A 20,407-nucleotide genomic window follows, 5' to 3' on the forward strand; every position below is an offset into this window, starting at 1 on the left:
AAATCAAAAAAAGATGATCTTTAATTCAGGCATCATCCTAAATAATTAAGTGAATTTAAATTTGCGGTTTGATACAACCGAACTCGTGAGAGCCGAAAGATGTTGTCGTTAATGGAAACGAATGTTTCTTTGACAGCGAATGTTCTGGAGAAAATTGTCTCAGTATCTGCAACCCTAGATGTCAAGCATACATTTTGTATGATCTGTGGCTGCCGGTCAGATGAAAGCAATAGATTCAGAACCCCACTGCTTTAGCTGTGGGAGTATCAGGATTCTACTGAAGCAAAAATTATGAGTTCTGGTGGCAAAGTGGCCATGCCAAAGTATGCACTACCCGGAATGGCATGGCAGGGCTATTATATTGATACGGAAGGAAATATCTTTGGCATCCATCAACCGGATGAGAATGCAAAGTAGAATTCAAATATTACAAAAATCATGAAAGTCACCCGCAAATGTTGAATAATCAACCTTTGCGGGTGTTTTTTCATTTAATTCAGTTAAAGCCATTAAAGAGGTTTATTCGAAATTAAGTCAACCATTATAGTAAATCACAAAACAACCTCCATAACCCTACCTTGGTTCAAATCCGTCACTTTCATAGATCCATATACACCTAAATAGAGTCTCGTTTGATCCATATTTGTTCCCAAACTAACATAATAGGCTGATTGCGAACCAAAGTGATCATCGGTTTCAATAATGCTAAAATCATTTCCTCTTGTATAGGCTAATACCCCTCGGACAGGTGGCCGCGATTCTTCAACTCGGGCAAGATCGGTAAACACTACGCTTCCTGTTAAATGGGGGATGCCATTTCCCATATACGGCTGGACCCCTGTTAGGGCAGTTCCGCCAAACTTATCGGGGCGAGGATCTTTATGAAAATAACTAGTTAAAGGTTGAAGACGACTCACTGAGGTTTTTATTGCTTCATTATAATGAGCGATGGTTTTCTCTTTCAAAGTCGGGTCCGCTGAGCAATCTTTTATCGTCGAAGTAGGTAAAGAACCTTCCCACCCCCGCCATCCGAGGTTTATAAGCCCCTCATCGACAGAAGTCGCTTTCATTAAAGAAGCTTCAATGAGGTGAGTAACCGGTATAGATTTATAATGAACGAAGGAAAAAATTGATTCTACTAAATCCTGTCCGACATTTCCCACATATTTAATATACTGATGGCCAAACCTTTGAAATGCTATACCTGGTATATTGCGAACCCCTTTGGCGATTACCGTAAGTGTTTCTTGAATGGGTACTGGCAGCTCATTAAAACGTGTGACGACGGGGGGATTAAGGATAGACGTATTCTTGTCTACATCGATTTCGATGATTTTGCCGAATATCTCCATATCATCCTGACTTAAATTAAATGGATCATAGCCTGCTCCACCATCCCCGGTTGTAAAAACAAGTTTTCCTGTTTCAGGTGAAAAGTTTAAGCTGTTAACACCATTATGGTTAAAAAATGGTCTTCTTAAGTTCAATAATGTCCTTCGTTTTTGAGGTTGACCATTTGATTGTAAAATCCATTCTTCAACCGTATCAATATGATCATATAATGTCTCTCTATTTTTCCACTTTAGGTTTAACGTACTTGGATCACACGGGTCAGGCTTAAAGGGTTTAGGAAGAGCACCCGGACCTTGTGTTCCAGCTACTGAATAATGAAGATAAAACAACCCGTTATAATAAAAATGTGGATGAAACGCAAGCCCCAGCAATCCCCGTTCATCATATCCCCGACCGGAAACACCAGGTTCAGAGGATCCTAGTTTAATGACTCGATGGCGAATATCTAAAAAAGTCCTAACATCGCCGTTCCCTATGTAAAAAATCTCTCCTACCTGGGTCGCAATAAATAATCGTTCAATTGAATCACCTGGAAGTATAGTCGTTTTCATAACAGTGGGCAAATTAATCTTACTAACAATGGGCCGTAAACGAACCTTTACTTTGATCAACTCATTCCCATCCCTTCTTTTTTATAAGAATATGATGAGAACGGTTCAACTAGTCAATGAAAATTAGAAGCTGTTTAAGATGAGTGTGGATGGATTATTGTATGTTGGATCCTAAAAAACAGGCCACTCATCAGTTTCTGTTTAGTAGTCTTTTCTTCCATTTTGCAGTGAGAGATGAGTTCAAAGAGTAATCATGAACAAGATCTATACGGAGAATGGCACAAAACACCCGTCACTCTTCATTACTCAGCCACACGGACATCCATCGCATAACGACTGTTCGGTAAATAGAATACTTCCAGTCTTTTCCCTTTCATATTTTTTTCAAAATAATCTTGGCGTATCCATAGATGTGTAGCTTGAACGATTATATCTTCAAACGTGATTTCATAAACCATTCTCGGACCAGACTCCGGATTGTCATACTCCACCTCTTTCGGAATGCCAACGATCCTTTCAAATTGCTTGTTTTCATAAGCGATCTTATCTTTATAGATCATTTTCACATTTACCATGAGTTGAGTGGCAGCATAGAAAAAAGCAATCGTTATAAAAATACCTAATAGTTTCCAAATCCAATTGCGGGTCATAAAAATTATTGTGATAAAGATCGAGCAGAAAACAAATGTGAAACAAACACCACTAATCAGCTGAATAATCTCATGAACAATCCAATCATTTTTGAAGAAAAATGAAATACCAAAAATGATAAGCGTCAAAATGAAAAGTATTATGCACAGGATCATAAAGAACATGCCAATCCGTTCCCCTAAGGTCTTTACATTATTTAAGGTGAACAATCGATTGATAGACTTTGATTTCATCGCTTTCACCCTTTCTTTGAAAAACTAGATAGTAATTATACGTAACAATTGCAAAAAGGTTTTATGGTATACTATTTTTTTACTTAAGTCCTTTTTTAACAACCAAAGATCATCAAAATAAGCGGAAATTTTCCGGCTATACAGCAGAATAGAGCTCGGTTCGAGGGAAATAAGCGGAATTTTTCCGATTAAGTAAAGAAAAATTACTCATTTTCACGTTTTTTGAGTTAATAGTCGGAATTTTTCCGCCTATTTAAGGTATTTTTAGTGCTTTTTCTTAAATAAGGGAAATTTCTCCGCTTATCTATCAAACCCAAAAATTAGCGTCCTAGTGAACTTGTACATCTTCTCCTTTAATTCTTTGGAAAAATCCCAAGCTTGCTAATTAAATTTTAATGCTAACGATTTTAAGTTTTATTTACGGACTTTATACCCATACTTCTTTTGGATGTATTTGCTAGAATATATAAGGAGTTTGCTCTTTAATCTACTAAAGAAAAAATTGCATTAAATAATGAAGGTGAAAACATGGATATTCAAACATTAAAAAATTGGATTCATTCGTTTAATTATATGAGCTTAATCATTATTGCAGCTGTTTTAATGGGAATGTTGATCGTACGATGGATTCTTCTTACGATTCTCAAAAAGCTTCCCAAACGTCATGCTGCGTTGAGAAGCATCGTAAATTGGTTTACTTTTTATGGAACCCTGGTCTTTTTGCTTCTATATTTTTCAAAAGCAAAATGGATGTTTGCCAAGATATTTAAATTCGGCAAGGTGGATATAACGCTATTTCTAATTATTGTGGCTGTTTTAATTATTTCTTTAGCCAGTCGACTTTCAAAAATTTCAACGAATGTTTTATTGCCTGGGATATACAATCGATACCACTTAGATAAAGGCACGAGATATACATTTGACCGAGTTGTACATTATTCCATTATGATTATTGCGATTATTATCAGCTTAACGACAGTGGGGATCAATCTTAGTGCATTAACGATGTTTGCTGGCATCATCAGTGTCGGGATTGGGTTTGGACTGCAAAACATTGCATCCAACTTTATTTCTGGTGTGATTATTCTGTTTGAACGTCCAATAAAAGTCGGGGATCGCGTTCTTATTGATGACATTATTGGCGACGTGGAAAAAATTAATATGCGGGCGACGATCATTAAAACAGTTAACAATGAACATATTATTGTTCCGAATTCCTACTTTTTAGGAGAAAAGGTTGTTAACCGTTCGTTTAGTGATCCTAGACTGCGAATATCGATACCCTTTACTGTTGATATTGGAACAGATGCAGAAAAAGTAAGAGAATCACTTATGGAGATTGCGAGAGAGGAAAGCTTAGTCTCACCGGCCGTTTTATTGGATCCGGAACCATTTGTGAATTTTGTTGGCTTTGGGGCTAACAATCTTCAATTTGAACTATCAATCATGATATCTGATCCTAATCAGCTTGCAATTATAAAAAGTAACATAAACTTTAGAATAAATAAGCAATTTTATGAAAATAAATTGGAAATGGTGAGCAAATAATCTTAAGAGGTAAAGAACTATCACGTGGTTTAATAGACAAGACGATTACAGGTCCTTTGAAAAGTTTTTTTCCTGTAATCGCTTGTCACAAAAAATAATTTTCTCAAAATATTTTTTTCTTAACGAAAGTTTTGGAGTTGAGAGTGACAAAAAAGTTATTAAAGATTTCCCCCATCCCCCTCTAGCACTAGCAGTATTCCACTTTTGTTTTATTTCCTCTTAAAAATCCCTTGTCAAGTGTATTTCTTTCTATTTCTGCAAAAAAATAATTAGCAGCTTCATGGGATGAAATTCTCGTCATAACTTGCTATAATCAGATATTAATAGACGAAAAAAATGTAGATAGGCGGTAATAAAATGTCGAAAGTAACAGTGTATACGAAAAATGGTTGTCCTCAATGTGATATGACAAAGGTTGTCTTAAATGGGGAAGGAATTGAGTTTGAAACATTCAATGTAGAAGAAGATGAAAATGCTTTTGATTACGTTGTAAATACATTAAATTTACGTCAGATGCCAGTAGTGATAGTAGAGGGGCAAGAACCATTTACCGGTTTTCAGCCGGATAAATTGAAAGCAATAGCTGTTAAATGTTAATTGCTTATCTTTCCTTAACTGGGAATGTTAGGAGCTTTGTAAAGAGGACCGGGCTGGAATCTGTTGAAATCAACTACTCGGATCCTCTTTTTGAGGTTCATGAATCATTTGTTTTAATTGCCCCATCCTATGATGATGAAATTACAGATATCGTTAGTTCATTTCTTAACTATAAAAATAACCTCGACTATTTAGTTGGCTTTGTTGGCAGCGGTAATTTGAATTTTGATCATAATTATTGCTTTAACGCACGGGATTTAGCCCAAAAATATGATAAACCATTACTCTTTACATTTGAATTTAGCGGAACAGATGAAGATGTTATTTATTTTAAGAAGGAAGTGAAGCGACTTGCTAGCACCGGAATTAAGTAAAAAGGTCAAAGAGGATACGTATTTTACGCTTAACAATCTATTAAATTTGCCTAAAGATGGAAAAATCCAATTAGATAAAGATAAGGCAGCTGTTAAAGCATACTTTTTAGAATATGTTAATCCGAATACAGTATTCTTCCATTCATTGGACGAAAAGTTGGATTATTTAATTGAAAATGATTATATTAAATCCGATTTTCTAGATAAATACGATCGGAAGTTTGTCAAAAAAGTATTTAAAAGTATTTATAATAAAAAATTTCGTTTCCGTTCATTCATGGGTGCTTATAAGTTTTATTCCCAATATGCAATGAAAACCGATGACGGGAATCGATTTTTAGAAAGATATGAAGATCGCTTGGCCTTTAATGCACTTGCTTTAGCCGATGGGAATGAACAATTGGCACTTGACTTAGCAGACGAATTAATCAACCAGCGCTATCAACCTGCAACCCCTACGTTTTTAAATATTGGTAAAAAAAGAGCGGGGGAAATGGTTTCGTGTTTCCTCTTAACGGTTTCCGATGATATGAATTCGATTGGTAGAAGCATCAACTCTGCTTTGCAATTATCCAAATTAGGCGGAGGCGTTGGAATTAGTTTATCGAATCTTCGTGCGAATAATGATCCAATCAGAGGTGTATATGGACTTGCTGATGGAGTAGTTCCAGTGATGAAAATGTTTGAAGATGCCTTTTCCTATGCCAATCAAGGCGGAGCGAGAGATGGTGCAGGTGTTGTGTATTTAAATATCTTCCACCCTGACATCGTTGACTTCTTATCTGTTCGAAAAGAAAACGCTGATGAGAAAGTGCGGATCAAAACTTTATCACTTGGCCTCATCGTACCGGATAAATTCTATGAATTAATTAAAAACAATGATTATATGTATTTATTTTCACCGCACGATGTTGAAAAAGTTTACGGAAAACCATTTGCATATATAGACATTACGAAAGAATATGACAAAATGGTTGAAAATCCTAATATTCGTAAATCAAAAATCAAAGCGAGAGATTTAGAAACAGAAATAAGCAATCTTCAAAATGAAAGCGGCTATCCATACATCATTAATATCGATAATGTGAATCGCGCCAATCCTATTGACGGAACGATCATCATGTCTAATCTGTGTACGGAAATTTTTCAAGTGCAGAAGGATTCCATGATAAATAATGATCAAACTTTTGCTCAATTAGGGAATGATGTCAGCTGTAATTTAGGCTCAACGAATGTCACCAATCTCATGAGTTCACCTGACTTTGGAAAATCCGTACGCACGATGCTGCGTGCTTTAACATACGTAACCGATCATTCGAGTATTGATGTCGTGCCGTCTGTAAAAAATGGGAATGATATGTATCATTCAGTTGGCTTGGGAGCTATGAACTTGCACGGATTTTTAGCCAAAAATAAAATTTATTATGGATCTCCTGAAGCATTGGAATTTACGGATATTTATTTTATGCTATTAAACTATTGGACGCTCGTTGAAAGTAATGCAATTTCAATCGAAACGGGAAAAACGTTCTATGAGTTTGAAAAATCGAAATATGCAACAGGTGAATATTTTGACAAATATTTAAACGAACCGGATTTTGAATTTAAACATGAAAAAGTGAAAGAATTATTTAAAGATATTTTTATTCCACATCATAAGGACTGGCAACAATTAAAAGAATCAGTTATGGAATATGGAATATATAATGCCTATCGGCTTGCAACAGCGCCGACAGGATCGATTTCATATGTGAACGAGGCAACTGCCTCCATTCATCCAATTACTCAACGAATTGAGGAACGTACCGAAGGAAAGCGTGGAAAAGTGTATTATCCAGCACCATATTTAACGACTGAAACACTTCCTTACTATGAATCTGCCTATGATATCGATCAACGAAAAATAATTGATACGTATGCAACAGCACAAAAACATGTCGATCAAGGTTTAAGTATGACGCTGTTTATGAGATCTGAATTACCAGCTGGGATGTATGAATGGAAAAATAACAGTGAATATCCTACGAAGAAAACAACAAGAGATTTGAATATCTTGAGAAATTATGCGTGGAAAAAAGGCATTAAATCAGTTTATTACATCAGGACGTATACGGATGATGGAACTGAAGTAGGTGCGAACTATTGTGAATCTTGCAGTATTTAAGGGGGGAAAGACTTTAGATGGAATGGAATTATTATGATGCAATAAATTGGAATAATATTGAAGATATTATGGATAAAATGACCTATGAGAAATTGACAGAACAATTTTGGCTTTCGACACGTATGCCTGTGTCTAAAGATAAATCTGATTGGACGAAGCTTCCTGATCCTGAGAAACGTTTAGTAGAAAAGGTATTTGGCGGGCTAACGATGCTCGATACACTCCAATCGGAGAATGGCATTGATGCATTGCGGAAAGATGCAAAAACACAGCATGAAATCGCGGTACTTAATAATATTCAATTTATGGAATCCGAGCATGCGCGAAGCTATTCATCGATTTTCAGCACACTCAATACAAAAAAGGAAATTGAAGATATTTTTAGATGGGCGAGAGAAGATGATTTTCTTCAAACGAAAGCGCGTATCATTGATGAAATATATCAGAGCGGTACTCCGTTAGAGAAGAAAGTAGCCAGTGTCTTTTTAGAATCATTTTTATTTTATTCCGGATTTTACACACCATTATATTATTTAGGTAGAGCAAAATTAATCAACGTAGCAGAAGTCATCAAGCTAATTATCAGAGATGAATCGGCACATGGGGCCTATATTGGATATAAGTTTAAAATTGGTTTCGAGCAATTGACAGATTCGGAAAAAGAAGCGATGAAATCATGGACATACTCTTTGCTTTATAAATTGTATGAAAATGAAGTGAAGTACACAGAGTCCTTATATGACGAAGTGGGCTGGACGGAAGATGTCAAAGTTTTCCTTCGTTATAATGCCAATAAAGCATTAATGAATCTTGGTTTAGCACCACTATTCCCTGATACAGCAGATGATGTGAATCCGATTGTTATTAATGGATTATCTACCGGAACAACGAATCACGATTTCTTCTCAACAGTGGGAAATGGCTATTTACTGTCAGTTGTTGAGGATATGAAAGAATCAGATTATGACTATTAAACAGCTTAGCGATGGGGGCTTTTTGGGCAACCCATCGCTATTCTTTAGAAGTAGAGGAGAAAAACATGTCAACACAACAAATTAAGATTAAATATTTTGATGAAAAATTAATAAGAATCGATAAAATTGTCCAAGGTGACTGGTTAGATTTACGTGCAGCCAAAACTATCGAATTAAAAAAAGATGAATTCAAATTAATTCCACTCGGCGTTGCGATGGAGCTGCCCGAAGGATATGAAGCACATGTCGTACCTCGTTCAAGTACGTTCAAGAATTTTGGAATCATCCAAACGAATTCCATGGGAGTCATTGACGAATCTTATAAAGGTGACCAAGATCAATGGTTTTTCCCCGCATATGCACTAAGAGATACCGTAATTGAAATGAACGACCGCATTTGTCAGTTCAGAATTATGAAGAAAATGCCGACGGTAGAATTAGTTGAAGTCGAATCGCTTGGAAATGAAAACCGCGGTGGACATGGTTCTACTGGAACAAAATAATACATTTATCGAGGATGTTACATATTTTAATGACTAATATGTAATGTCCTTTTTTTATTTTAATTTTGAAAACCATGTACCTCAAAAACGCTGTATGAAGTACTTCATCTTTTAATTTTGAAAACCATGTACCTCAAAAACGCTGTATGAAGTACTTCTTGTTTTAATTTTGAAAACCATGTACCTCATAAATGCTGTATGAAGTACTTCTTGTTTTAATTTTGAAAACCATGTACCTCAAAAACGCTGTATGAATCACTTTTTCTTTTAATTTTGAAAAACATTGTACCTCATAAATGCAGTATGAAGTACTTCTTGTTTTAATTTTGAAAACCATGTACCTCATAAACGCAGTATGAAGCACTTCTTGTTTTAATTTTGAAAAACATGTACCTCATAAATGCAGTATGAAGTACTTCTTGTTTTAATTTTGAAAACCATGTACCTCATAAACGCTGTATGAAGTACTTCTTACTTTAATTTTGTTGATCAAGTTCCTCTTAAACATTATTGAAAACTCTACGACAAAACAAAACAGCCATAAAACCAGTAATCATACGGGTTCAAGGCTGTTTTTCCTCGTTTACAGCTAGCTTATTCTATTTAAATGTTAATCTTTCTAGGCATGCTATCTCAAATATTTTATCCATTCATGTTGACAAATTCCTCTCTAAACTGTATAGTAAACCCATAACTTAATATTTCGAATTTTCTTATCCAGAGAGGTGGAGGGACTGGCCCTTTGAAGCCTCGGCAGCGGACTTTTTTAAGTACTGTGCCAATTCCAGTAGCGTAAGGCTAGAAGATAAGAAGAGCAGGTAATGTATTCGTTTATACACCCCTCTTCTGTTTTCTAGAAGAGGGGTTTTTAATTTTAAAAATTATAAATGAGGTGATTTTATGTCAACGGTAAAAACAGACAATGAGCTTTTGAAGGCATTTGAGGTACTGCAAAAGAAGGAATGGGTTGATCTCACACATACTTTTGGCCCGAATTCCCCACATTTCTCAGCTTTTGACGATGCGGAGTTCACAACACTTTTCACCCATGATGACGGCTTTTTTGCACAAAGTTTCCAGTTCCCAGGTCAATATGGAACACATATCGATGCCCCGATACATTTCGTTCGCAATAAACGTTACTTAGAGGAGTTGGAGTTAAAGGAACTCGTTCTGCCTCTTATCGTAATTGATAAATCGAAGGAAGCGGAAGAAAATAATGACTATATATTATCAGTTGATGATGTCCTAAAGTTTGAAGAAGAGCATGGAAAAATTGAAGCAGGTACATTTGTAGCTTTACGTACTGACTGGGGAAAGCGTTGGCCAGATAAGGAGGCATTTGAGAATAAAGATGAAGAGGGAAATAGTCACACACCGGGATGGGGACTAGAAGCCTTAAAATTCTTATTTGAAGAAAGACAGATTAAAGCTGTTGGTCATGAAACATTTGATACAGATGCTGCTGTTGATTTCCACAAAAATGGTTCCCTTGTTGGTGAATACTATGTGCTTGAGCAAGATACATTTCAAGTAGAATTGTTGACGAACCTAGATAAGTTACCAGCCAAAGGAGCGGTTATTTTCAATATTAGTCCAAAGCCTGAAAAGGCAACAGGTTTTCCAGTCCGTTCATTTGCTATTTTGCCATAATGATAGATAAAAAAATACTTAAGGGAGAGAGAGTAAAATGACAAAAACATTAATTAAAGCTCCATTTAGAGCAGACCATGTGGGAAGTTTATTACGACCAGCAAGAATTCATAACGCCAGGAAGGATTTCCAAGAAGGGAATATTACAGCACAGGAACTCCATGAAATTGAAACTGACGAGATTAAAAAAGTTGTTGATAAACAAATTGAAGTCGGTCTGAAGGCAGTCACAGATGGAGAATTCCGTCGAAGATTTTGGCATACAGATTTTCTAGAGCATTTAAATGGTGTAGAAGGCTACATCCCAGAGCATGGCTTTAAATTTAAAGGGGAGGAAACCGAACGATACGATGTTCGGGTAGTTGGCAAAATCTCATTTAACCCACATCATCCACATATAAAAGACTTTATAGAATTTAACGAAATAGTTGGCGACCGTGCCATTGCAAAGCAAACGATCCCAAGTCCCAATCAATTATTTAATGCTGGTATTCGTAACTTAGAAGTTTATCCGGACATTGAAGAATATGCAAATGATATTATTCAAGCATATCGTGAGGCAATCAACGCCTTTTATGATGCCGGCTGCCGTTATCTTCAACTAGATGATGTCTACATTGCCGGTCTTAATGCTCCGGAAATCCCATTTAATGATAGCGGCTATTCTCGTGAAGAATTAATCGAATTGGCCTTACGCGTTGCAAATGGCGTACTCGAAGATAAACCGGAAGATCTAATAGTAACGACACATCTTTGCCGTGGTAACTACCGATCGAAATGGGCTTTTGAAGGAAGTTATGCAAAAATCGCGCCAACCTTATTTGCCAAGGAAAAAGTCAACGGATTTTTCTTAGAATATGATGACGATCGTTCGGGAGATTTCGAACCTTTGGAATACATTCCAAATGGCGGTCCCCAAGTCGTTCTGGGAGTCTTCACATCGAAGCATGGCACATTAGAAGAGAAGGAGACGATCAAAGCACGCGTGAAAGAAGCAACAAAATACGTACCATTAGAGCAATTATGTATTAGCCCGCAATGCGGTTTTGCCTCTACGCATCATGGGAATATTTTAACGGAAGAAGAGCAATGGGCGAAGTTGAAATATATTGTGGATCTTTCTAAAGAAATATGGGGTTAGGAAATACTTACTTAAATAAAGCAATTAGCAGATCAAATCGAATATGATTTGGTCTCTTATTTTCCACTAATATATCAACGATTATGGGATATTACTACTGTAATTAGAAAATTGTAGTCAACTTGTTGATTTTTTTTACTTATTGATGTCCTTTTGAGCAACCAAACATCATCAAAATAAGCGGATATTTTCCGGATAGCCAGCAGAATGGAGCTCAAATCGTGGTATATAAGCGGAATTTTTCCGATTAAGCAAAGAAAAATGACTTAATTTCACGTTTTTTGAGTGAATAGTCGGAATTTTTCTGTCTATTTAAGGTATTTTCAGTGCTATTTCTGAATTAAGAGAAATTTTTCCGCTTATTTATCAAACTCGATATACAATCCATCTAGGATGACATGCTTTTCACTCATCCGTAATGAATAATGTTTCGGTTTTAATACCATCATAAATATAGCAATAGCGATATTTAGAAGGACGTGAAAAAGTAATGACCGAACATAATATTCCGCTTACTGCTTCGGAAATGGGTTTTCTATGGACTCAATATATGAATGATAGTTTAGCTATTTGTGTCATGAAATATTTTAAAAATATTTGTGAGGATAAAGAAATCCATCCTCTTATCGAGAATTCCCTAAGTATAGCAGAAAACGACATCAACATTATTACGGAGATTTTTAAAAAAGAAAATTGCACAATACCAGTCGGTTTTACTGATGAAGATGTAAATGTAAATGCTCCGAGATTGTTTTCCGACGTATTTATTCTTATGTATATACAAAAATTAGAGATTGTTGCAATGGCGACTATTGGTATAGCAATAGGTGTTTCTGCACGTTCGGACGTAAGTGATTTTTTTAGAAATTTACTTGTTTCCGTTTCCGAATTACATGATAAGGCGAGAAAAGTTATGTTATCAAAAGGTGTATATGTCCGACCGCCGCATATACCAAGTCCGGATAAGGTTGATTATGTAAATAAACAAGGTTTTCTATTTGATTTTTTAGGTTCTCATAAACGACCATTAACAGCGATTGAAATTACACATCTTTACATCAACATTCAAACAAACGCAATGGGAAAAGCATTGATGGCCGGGTTTGCCCAAGTGTGTCACAATAAGGACGTCAAACAATTTTTTTTAGAAGGAAAGGGAATTTCCAACAAGCATATTAAAAAGTTTAGTTCAATCTTAGCTAACGGTGATCTTCCCACCTCTATGCCTTGGAATTCTTACGTTTCAGACAGTACGGTTGCACCATTTTCTGATAAATTGATGATGTTTCATACAATTACTTTGATTGCCGCAGGAATCGCAAATTACGGTACCGCTGCTGGGTCATGTGCACGAATGGATTTAAGTGCCTTGTATACACGCCTTTCAGCGGAAATTGCCTTATATGCGGAAGATGGTGCCAACCTTATGATTAAACATGCTTTTCTGGAAGAACCACCAAAAGCGGCCGACCATAAAGCACTTGCCAATAAGCCAAAGTCATAAAGCGTATCGGGGAAAAATTGAAACAACTTTGTATTATGGGTCTTCATTCGTGAAGACTTTTTTTATTTTTACAGTTTGAACGCTAAAAAACTATTTACATCGTTAAATAACGATGATACTATTTCATTAATGTAATAATAAATATTACACAAAATAATAAAAGTGTTATTTTTACTACAATGATAATCGATAAATTTTTTTCGCTTCTTTTGAAACCGTTATCATTCTATTAAGTAGAAAAATAGGTTTGAGAAGTTAAACATTTATCTTAAATAGGGGAGTGTATGCAATTGAGTCATTCAGCAACGCTTTTGTCTCAAGAAATTATTGCAAGGGCCAAAAAACTAAATACAACACTTATTTCAGATGCTCTAGGTTGTACTGGTTCAATGGATTACAAAGTTAAGCCAGTCTCGTCGGGGATGAAAGTAGTTGGAACTGCTTTAACAGTCGATATGAGAGCAGGAGATAATCTTTTTTTACATCAGGGAATTTACTGCGGGGGAGAGGGATATGTGCTTGTCGCAGATGGAAAAGGGCATACAGAAAATGCTTATCTGGGTGAGTTAATGGCCGGAGCAGCAAAAGCACTTGGTCTTGAAGGAATTGTCATTGATGGGCTTGTCCGTGATAAAGAAATGCTTAGTGAAATTGGGCTGCCAATTTTTTCAAAAGGTTTTATTCCTAATGGGCCATTTAAGGATGGACCTGGTGCTATTAATATACCAATTTCCTGTGCGGGAGTTACCGTTAATCCAGGTGATTTAATTGTTGGAGATGATGACGGAGTCGTTGTTGTCCCAAAAGATAAAATTGAAAACGTACTCATAAAAGCGGAAGCAAAACTTAAATATGAGGAAAAACGTCTGCAGATAATTGCTAGCTATGAGGAGAGAAGAAAACAAGGAAATACAGATAATATCAATATTGCCCCAGAATGGCTAGCAGAAAAAATGAGAGAGTTTGGATTTTAAAGGAGAGAAAAGAAATGAATTTAGGGTTCATTGGATTTGGGGAGGCAGCCTTTGAATTAGCGTCTGGCCTGTACGAGCAAGGAATAGGAAAGATGAAGGCATATGATCCACTTTGGATTGTGCCGGAATATAGCGAACTTATTCGAAACAGGGCTAAAGTGTCAAATGTGACAATGGTAGAATCATTATATGAGTTAATGAAAGAAGTAGAAGCTGTCATTGTTGCAGTACCTGCACATAAGGCGCTTGAAGTAAGTGAACAACTAATGTCACATGTTAACAATAAAAGCATTTATATTGATGTTACGGCTGCAAACCCGAAAGTCAAAAAGCAAATATCGTCAAATATAAGCAATTCCGGCGGAAAATTTGTAGATGCTGCGATGATGGGACCTTTGCCAGTTTATAAACATAAAGTGCCTATTCTTGCCAGTGGTAATGGAACGGATGTTTTTATTGAAATGATGTCTGTTTATGGTATGAATATCGAGAAGGTTAGCGAAATACCCGGTGAAGCAACTGCTGCAAAATTAATACGAAGCATTTATATGAAAGGAGTCGTGGGGCTGTATATTGAATTATTAGAAGCTGCTCACCATTTTAATGTCGAAAATCTTGTCATTGATTCACTGAGCGAAACGATTAACGGCAGAACATTTGAAGAAACAATGAATCGGCTCGTGACGGGAACAGCACTTCATGCAACTCGACGTTCCATTGAGCTTGGCGGCACAATTGATATGCTAGAATCAGCCAAGATTGATTCATCGATGTCCGTAGCAGCCAAAGCAAAAATTGAAAAACTTGCTTTATTAAATTTAAAAGAGAAGTATCATGGCGAAAAGCCTGATCACTGGCGGCAGGTAATTGAGGCATTTAAGGTTACAACATAAAAATTCAGTGACTAATTGAGGAGAAATAATTTTGAAAATTTAGAAAGAAGGTGCAGGAATGGGGATTGGAATATGGGCATTACTGGTATTCATTGGCATCATTATTTTTTGGAATCTGGTGCTAAAACGTAATATTGCAGAAGCAATGCTTGCAGGTTTTATTGCAACTTCTATGTTTGGGGGTACAAAATTCTTTGATTTAATATGGAGTGGTCTCCTCTTTGCTGCTACTAATGAAGTTTTGTACGCGTCTATCGCATTTGTGTTTATGGCGTATGTCATTGATCATACGGCAATCATCGCTAGTCTGGTAAAAATATTGAACTCTGTGCTTGGTCGTCTCCCTGGTGGAGCTGCATACGTTGATACAATTGCATCTGGAATAATGGGAACGCTTGCAGGATCAAACTCGGGAAATACGGCTACGACAGGTTCCATAACAGCGCCCTGGATGGTGCAGTCCAATTTCACGAGGGAACGAGCAGCTACGATTGTAGCCGGAAATGGCGGTCTCGGTGCAGCATTACCACCTAGTGCATCGATGTTCATCATGCTTGGGTTCGCTCCCATTGCAGCTGTTGTATCAGAGGGGGACTTGTATGTAGCACTGTTTATTTCAGGAATTTATCAAGTTATTTATCGTGTGTTCCTAATTTTATATTTTGTTAAGCGTGATAATATTAAAGCAATTTCACCTGAGTTTATTCAGCCGTTGAAAGAAGCGTTGAGGACAGGCTGGAAGTCAACATTGATTTTCTTTGGGGCATTAATTCCGATTGTCGTCACGATCGGCCCCCTTGCAGAAAAGTTTATGAAGAATCCAAGTATTGGTGAAGATGCAATGAATAGTATCTCTCTTATCACGTGGATCCCAATTTTAATTATTTTAATCAGCATGATGGTCGGATGGACTAAGTTACCGAAAACAGCATCGGGTTGGTCTGATTTTTTAAATAAAGCAATTCCTCGCTTTTCAACGATCGGCGCATTACTTGTCTTCGCTTATGCGTCTAGTCAGGTACTGACAGATCTCGGTCTTGCCGAAGATTTAACAACTGTAATAGGGTCTATCTCAATTTCTAAATGGTTAATGGTACTGCTTATATCGATCCTTGTTGCACTCGTTGCTGGTCCATTGTCATCAACAGCTACATTAACCGCCATCGGAATGGTCGCTTTTGCGGCAATGGTATCAGCGGGTGTTGATCCCTTGCTTGCAGTAGTCGCAATTCTCGTTTTTGCATCTACAGAAGGTGCATCGCCTCCGGCTTCCGGATCAATCTTTATTGCGGCCTCGCTAGCAGGTGCAAGTCCAGAAAAAACATTCGTTCCGTTAGTTTTATATTATGTACTTCCTATTTTATTGATTGGATACTTGATTGCAATGGGTATCTTACCAGTCCTAACCTAAAGGAGAGTGAAATAATGAGAAAGATTATCGCCTTTTTATTTAAAATGTGTCTTTTGTTGTTTTTAATCAGCGGGACGTGTCTTGTCTTTGGTCAACTGGCTGGTGTCCTGTTCCAAAAAGGTCATTTAATCGTGAAAACGTGGGACGTGTTTGCTAATCCGACATTCATGATTAGTGCTATTGCCGGTATTTTTGGTTACATTCTCGGTTATTTCCCTAAAGAAAAAGTGGCCGAAGAAAATGTATATTCTTCAGATGAATTCAGTGAAGAATTAGAACAAGCTCGCTAATATAAAGCAGGCTGGAATCCGACCGGGTCCGTCTGCTTTTCTTTTTTTTGCAGTTGGGGATGACGGTGTTATTAATTCGATGGGTTCTTTCAGTCCAGATAGTTTTTTTACAAGAAAGCAAAATCGTGATAATATTTTCTCGAATGAATCAAGGTGGAAAATTTCCTACAATACCCACCTGTCTGGAGAGATGATATGGAAAATCCAATTGTGAAATTACAGCAAAAGATTGGCGAATTAACAGAAACGCAACGAAGAGTAGCGGACTACATTATTAAACATCCACTTGATGTAGCCTTTTTGACGGTAGATCAACTTGCAGGAATAGTAAAAACAAGCACGACAACGATCATGCGACTAACATTTAACCTTGGCTATTCAGGTTATACTGAATTTCAAAAAGGACTCCAAGAAAATTTGCGGAACCAGGCTGCTCCTCATACAAGACTTGAAGCAAATATAAAAGGAATTGAAGAGAACGATCTTTGGGGTCGATACGCCGAAAAACAGATTGGAAATATTCAAAACACGATTGAAATGATTTCACATGAAACGCTTGAACATACGCAAAAAATGATTTTGTCGGCTAACCGGATTATTTGTACGAGTGTCAGGAGTGGGCTGCCAGTTGCACAATACTTAACTCATGGACTAAACCGACTTTTTGGTAATACGAGCCTTGTTGTAGCTGATGTAAGTGATTGGGTAGATAGTGTAGTCAATATGGATGAAAATGATTTAGTGATTGCTATCAGCTTCCCGCGTTATGCACGAAGAATTATTGACCTTGCTCGGACAGCGAAAGTGAGCGGGGTAAAAGTCATTGCCATTACTGACAGTTATTCATCGCCACTTGCCTCGCATTCAGACTTAGTATTGCCTTGTAACTCAAGCAGTATCGCTTTTCATAATTCAGCTGTATCAGCAATGTTTGTTGCAGATTATATAATCAGTGCTCTTGCAATTAATTATCCTGAACAAACAAAAAAACGTCTTGATAAGGTTAATGCAATCTTAACAGATATGAATTACCACTCATTAAGTTAACTTAATCTTGAAGAAAAGGTAGGACAGACTAGTTATATATTTTGCTAGTCTGTTTTGTTTTTGATTATCCAATGATACCTATAGTATTAACATATACAATAACAATGAGTGATAAACAAATGAAGTGGGAAGAGGTACGTAAATTATATCCGGATCAATATTACAGATTCAAAATTAGCTACAAAAGAGTTGTTTAAATCAAAGGGGAATACCATTGTTTATCATACAGGTTTCGATAATTTTGTTATCGATATAAGAACCTAGACGAGCTTAAAAGAGTAGTTATTTGTGGAGGTGTTTTTATGAGCAAACTAAATAAATTTTATTATGATTTTTTAGGGATGGAGAATAAAAATTTAGATGAAATTACTTTATATAACTTAGAACAAAAAATGAGATATGAAAAATTCCCCGAAGGACTTGTTGAAGAAATACTTGTGGAATTTAACAAAATAATTGTTGACCAAGGAGAAAGAGGTTTCAAAAAATGGCTTGTCAATTTGCATTATCAAGTACCTGAACCATTCAAAAGTGAATTAAAAGTCGAAAAAATTTACGAAGATTATAAAAACTGGATAGAAAATGAAGTGGTTAACTTAGAAAATGAAACAAAATTATCTTGGGAAGAGCAAACAGAAGATATTAGAGAATTGAATATAAAAGCTAGAAAAGTACAATTAGTATTAAGACATAGGATTTCAGATGTGGTTTTAGAGTTATTAAATTAAAGAATGATATCTTTCCTAATTAGGACAGTAATAGAAATCGAAAGCCTTTATTAATTGAAACATGAACTTTTAACTTTTAAAATTATAGATAACTATAATATAAAAATGAAATTAAGGATGGCATAAAAATAGAGTTCCATTTTCTTAGTGAATTTGTAACTCTATTTTTTGTGGTATAAAAACTGAAAAAATATCAAGTATTACTATTTTTTTATCTTAACAGTATAATCGGGGATGGGAGATGAGATAAATGAATAAAAAAGACATCGCAAGTATTCGAAATCAATTTAAATTAAATAGTAGATATATGAAAATTCGAGAAATTTTCAACGTATATGTAAAGAAAGAGTCAGGAGAGATTTATCATCAAGTTAGCCAGCCGTTCGAAATGTTAGAGCAGGAAGCGCAAGAATTGTTTTTAACCAACTTTAAAAAGGTGTTGACAGGGGGGCTTGATTCCAAGCTGTTTGAACTTAAATTTCGACGGGATGTGGAAGAGAGCACACAAATGGTTCTTTTCAACGGATTACATGCGGATTCTACGGAAGCTTGGAACGAAAATATGCTCCGGATCGTTGAGAAAATGTTTGCACATGCAAAGTATGAGTTTGATACAGTCGTAACTTTTATCAGAGGAGAATATCAAAAGGCAACGAGGAAGCGCGATATGGAATCGGAAGAAGGAGGGGATGATGAGGTATACTCCAGTGAGTTTGTCCTTTGCAGTCTGAATAAAACCGATCAGCCGAAAAAAGCATTGCTTTTTGATTATATCGAGAAAGAATTTAAATCGAATAATGCCGTCGATCCGATTATAAATTTAGCGGCTCCGTTAGCCGGTTTTCTGTTTCCTGCCTTTAATGACAATGCAGCTGATGTGAATCATATTCTTTATAATGGTGGAAAAGTGAATCAACCAAATGAAATGTTTATCGTGGATGTCCTGCAATGTGAAGAGATCATTACAGCAATAGAAGAAAAGGATACATTCGATCAAATTTTAAAAATAGTAGTAGGAGACGAAGTGGATTCCAAGGTTATTTCGAATGTTTATGAGGAAGTCGATAAAATGGTACAGGAGAATCAAGAAAATGAAGAAAGTGAACCTCCTAAACTGGACTCCAAGGACATCGAACGAATTTTAGAGGCAAGTGGAGTAGAAAATGTAAACTCAGACAAAGTCGAACATGCCTTCAAAAGTGTTGTATACGACGAAAAATACGAAATGAAAGCTAGCAGTGTCATTCCGAAATCAATTAAAATCGAAACGAAGATTGCCAATGTAACGATTAACCCAAAAGACCTCAAAAATGTTAAGTATATTACTTATAATGGAAAGAGATGCCTATTATTAGAGGTTGATGAAGAGGTAGTAGTTGAAGGGTTTCGATTGGAAACAGGAGAGCTGTAGTAGATTTTAATAACAATTTCCCCCATCGGCTTTTATCTTTTTATTGGGGAGCACAGCGTATTGCAATGACCCTAATTAACAAATTCGGAAAAAAAAGAATCCAGTGGGCTGTTGTAGTTGCTTCGTTTCTCTAGGAAAGATCGTTACATCAATTGAAGGTGGATTAGGAGGTACACTTGGTCATATAGCTTTAATATTTGGACTTGGTGCAATGTAATAAAAGATACAATAATTAATGAAACAAATTAATATCTTTAGTTCTTGCATTCTTTACAATGGGAATACAAAGAAATATTCCAATAAAAGAAGTAATGAACTCTTGTACATCATCAATTACAGCAATTGGTATGATGCTATTAATTATTGGAGGTGGGGGTGCTTTCAAGGTAAGCCCGAATTATAAAAAA

At 36.2% G+C, this 20,407-nt stretch carries 19 protein-coding genes, 3 pseudogenes and 1 riboswitch; of the genes and pseudogenes, 20 read left to right on the forward strand and 2 right to left on the reverse strand.

What is annotated here, in order from left to right; all coding sequences use genetic code 11:
- Positions 1-261: 261 nt before the first annotated feature.
- Positions 262-417: pseudogene (locus B5V89_RS19370) on the forward strand (VOC family protein); the annotation flags it as partial.
- Positions 418-551: 134 nt separating this feature from the next.
- Here B5V89_RS19370 and B5V89_RS19375 read toward each other — a convergent pair.
- Together B5V89_RS19375 and B5V89_RS19380 are read right to left on the reverse strand one after the other, a co-directional pair.
- Positions 552-1,964: a PQQ-dependent sugar dehydrogenase gene (locus tag B5V89_RS19375; protein WP_108073604.1), complete on the reverse strand. Its 1,413-nt coding sequence runs from the start codon at positions 1,962-1,964 to the stop codon at positions 552-554.
- A gap of 242 nt (positions 1,965-2,206) precedes the next feature.
- On the reverse strand, positions 2,207-2,788 hold the full coding sequence (locus tag B5V89_RS19380) for a hypothetical protein (RefSeq protein WP_142406548.1): 582 nt from the start codon (positions 2,786-2,788) through the stop codon (positions 2,207-2,209).
- A 528-nt stretch (positions 2,789-3,316) separates the two neighbouring features.
- Between B5V89_RS19380 and B5V89_RS19385 the strand changes: the two genes are divergently transcribed.
- The 19 genes and pseudogenes from B5V89_RS19385 to B5V89_RS19475 all read left to right on the forward strand — a co-directional run.
- Positions 3,317-4,336, forward strand: a complete 1,020-nt coding sequence (locus tag B5V89_RS19385) for a mechanosensitive ion channel family protein (protein WP_108073608.1) — start codon at positions 3,317-3,319, stop codon at positions 4,334-4,336.
- Positions 4,337-4,693: 357 nt separating this feature from the next.
- Positions 4,694-4,933 carry a glutaredoxin domain-containing protein gene (locus B5V89_RS19390; RefSeq protein WP_066232825.1) on the forward strand — a complete coding sequence of 80 codons (240 nt, stop codon included), beginning with the start codon at positions 4,694-4,696 and terminating at the stop codon, positions 4,931-4,933.
- Complete coding sequence (gene nrdI / locus B5V89_RS19395) at positions 4,927-5,307, forward strand: class Ib ribonucleoside-diphosphate reductase assembly flavoprotein NrdI (protein ID WP_066232821.1); 381 nt, start codon at positions 4,927-4,929, stop codon at positions 5,305-5,307. The genes B5V89_RS19390 and nrdI overlap by 7 nt, the downstream gene beginning before the upstream one ends.
- On the forward strand, positions 5,285-7,471 hold the full coding sequence (gene nrdE / locus B5V89_RS19400; protein WP_108073610.1) for a class 1b ribonucleoside-diphosphate reductase subunit alpha: 2,187 nt from the start codon (positions 5,285-5,287) through the stop codon (positions 7,469-7,471). Before nrdI ends, nrdE begins: the two co-directional genes overlap by 23 nt.
- A gap of 17 nt (positions 7,472-7,488) precedes the next feature.
- On the forward strand, positions 7,489-8,445 hold the full coding sequence (nrdF, locus tag B5V89_RS19405; RefSeq protein ID WP_108073612.1) for a class 1b ribonucleoside-diphosphate reductase subunit beta: 957 nt from the start codon (positions 7,489-7,491) through the stop codon (positions 8,443-8,445).
- Between the two features lie 65 nt (positions 8,446-8,510).
- Positions 8,511-8,948, forward strand: coding sequence for a dUTP diphosphatase (locus tag B5V89_RS19410; RefSeq protein WP_108073614.1), 438 nt, complete (start codon positions 8,511-8,513; stop codon positions 8,946-8,948).
- A gap of 710 nt (positions 8,949-9,658) precedes the next feature.
- Positions 9,659-9,760, forward strand: a riboswitch (SAM riboswitch).
- A gap of 88 nt (positions 9,761-9,848) precedes the next feature.
- A complete protein-coding gene (locus B5V89_RS19415) occupies positions 9,849-10,601 on the forward strand; it encodes a cyclase family protein (RefSeq protein ID WP_108073616.1) in 753 nt (250 codons plus the stop codon).
- Between the two features lie 37 nt (positions 10,602-10,638).
- A complete protein-coding gene (locus B5V89_RS19420; RefSeq protein WP_108073618.1) occupies positions 10,639-11,742 on the forward strand; it encodes a 5-methyltetrahydropteroyltriglutamate--homocysteine S-methyltransferase in 1,104 nt (367 codons plus the stop codon).
- Between the two features lie 490 nt (positions 11,743-12,232).
- Positions 12,233-13,246 (forward strand): DUF3231 family protein, encoded by a 1,014-nt coding sequence (locus B5V89_RS19425; protein WP_108073620.1) that lies wholly within the window; start codon positions 12,233-12,235, stop codon positions 13,244-13,246.
- 284 nt (positions 13,247-13,530) lie between these two features.
- Positions 13,531-14,220, forward strand: coding sequence for an RraA family protein (locus tag B5V89_RS19430; protein WP_181294722.1), 690 nt, complete (start codon positions 13,531-13,533; stop codon positions 14,218-14,220).
- Positions 14,221-14,234: 14 nt separating this feature from the next.
- Entirely contained in the window at positions 14,235-15,113 is an 879-nt protein-coding gene (locus B5V89_RS19435) for a prephenate dehydrogenase/arogenate dehydrogenase family protein (RefSeq protein WP_108073621.1), read from the forward strand.
- A gap of 58 nt (positions 15,114-15,171) precedes the next feature.
- On the forward strand, positions 15,172-16,524 hold the full coding sequence (locus tag B5V89_RS19440) for a TRAP transporter large permease subunit (RefSeq protein ID WP_108073623.1): 1,353 nt from the start codon (positions 15,172-15,174) through the stop codon (positions 16,522-16,524).
- Positions 16,525-16,538: 14 nt separating this feature from the next.
- Positions 16,539-16,814, forward strand: a complete 276-nt coding sequence (locus B5V89_RS19445; RefSeq protein WP_108073625.1) for a hypothetical protein — start codon at positions 16,539-16,541, stop codon at positions 16,812-16,814.
- 195 nt (positions 16,815-17,009) lie between these two features.
- The gene (locus tag B5V89_RS19450) at positions 17,010-17,861 is read left to right on the forward strand and encodes a MurR/RpiR family transcriptional regulator (protein WP_108073626.1); all 852 of its coding nucleotides are present in this window, start codon (positions 17,010-17,012) and stop codon (positions 17,859-17,861) included.
- Positions 17,862-18,163: 302 nt separating this feature from the next.
- On the forward strand, positions 18,164-18,589 hold the full coding sequence (locus tag B5V89_RS19455) for a hypothetical protein (protein ID WP_108073628.1): 426 nt from the start codon (positions 18,164-18,166) through the stop codon (positions 18,587-18,589).
- Between the two features lie 250 nt (positions 18,590-18,839).
- Positions 18,840-20,000 (forward strand): DUF4317 domain-containing protein, encoded by a 1,161-nt coding sequence (locus B5V89_RS19460; protein WP_108073630.1) that lies wholly within the window; start codon positions 18,840-18,842, stop codon positions 19,998-20,000.
- A 44-nt stretch (positions 20,001-20,044) separates the two neighbouring features.
- Positions 20,045-20,131: pseudogene (locus B5V89_RS20670) on the forward strand (GntT/GntP/DsdX family permease); the annotation flags it as partial.
- Positions 20,104-20,217 carry a GntT/GntP/DsdX family permease gene (locus B5V89_RS19470; RefSeq protein WP_181294723.1) on the forward strand — a complete coding sequence of 38 codons (114 nt, stop codon included), beginning with the start codon at positions 20,104-20,106 and terminating at the stop codon, positions 20,215-20,217. The pseudogene B5V89_RS20670 and the gene B5V89_RS19470, both read left to right, overlap by 28 nt.
- A gap of 28 nt (positions 20,218-20,245) precedes the next feature.
- Positions 20,246-20,407: pseudogene (locus tag B5V89_RS19475) on the forward strand (GntT/GntP/DsdX family permease); the annotation flags it as partial.

The sequence above is a fragment of the Heyndrickxia sporothermodurans genome, assembly GCF_003055045.1.
Lineage (GTDB): Bacteria > Bacillota > Bacilli > Bacillales > Bacillaceae_C > Heyndrickxia > Heyndrickxia sporothermodurans.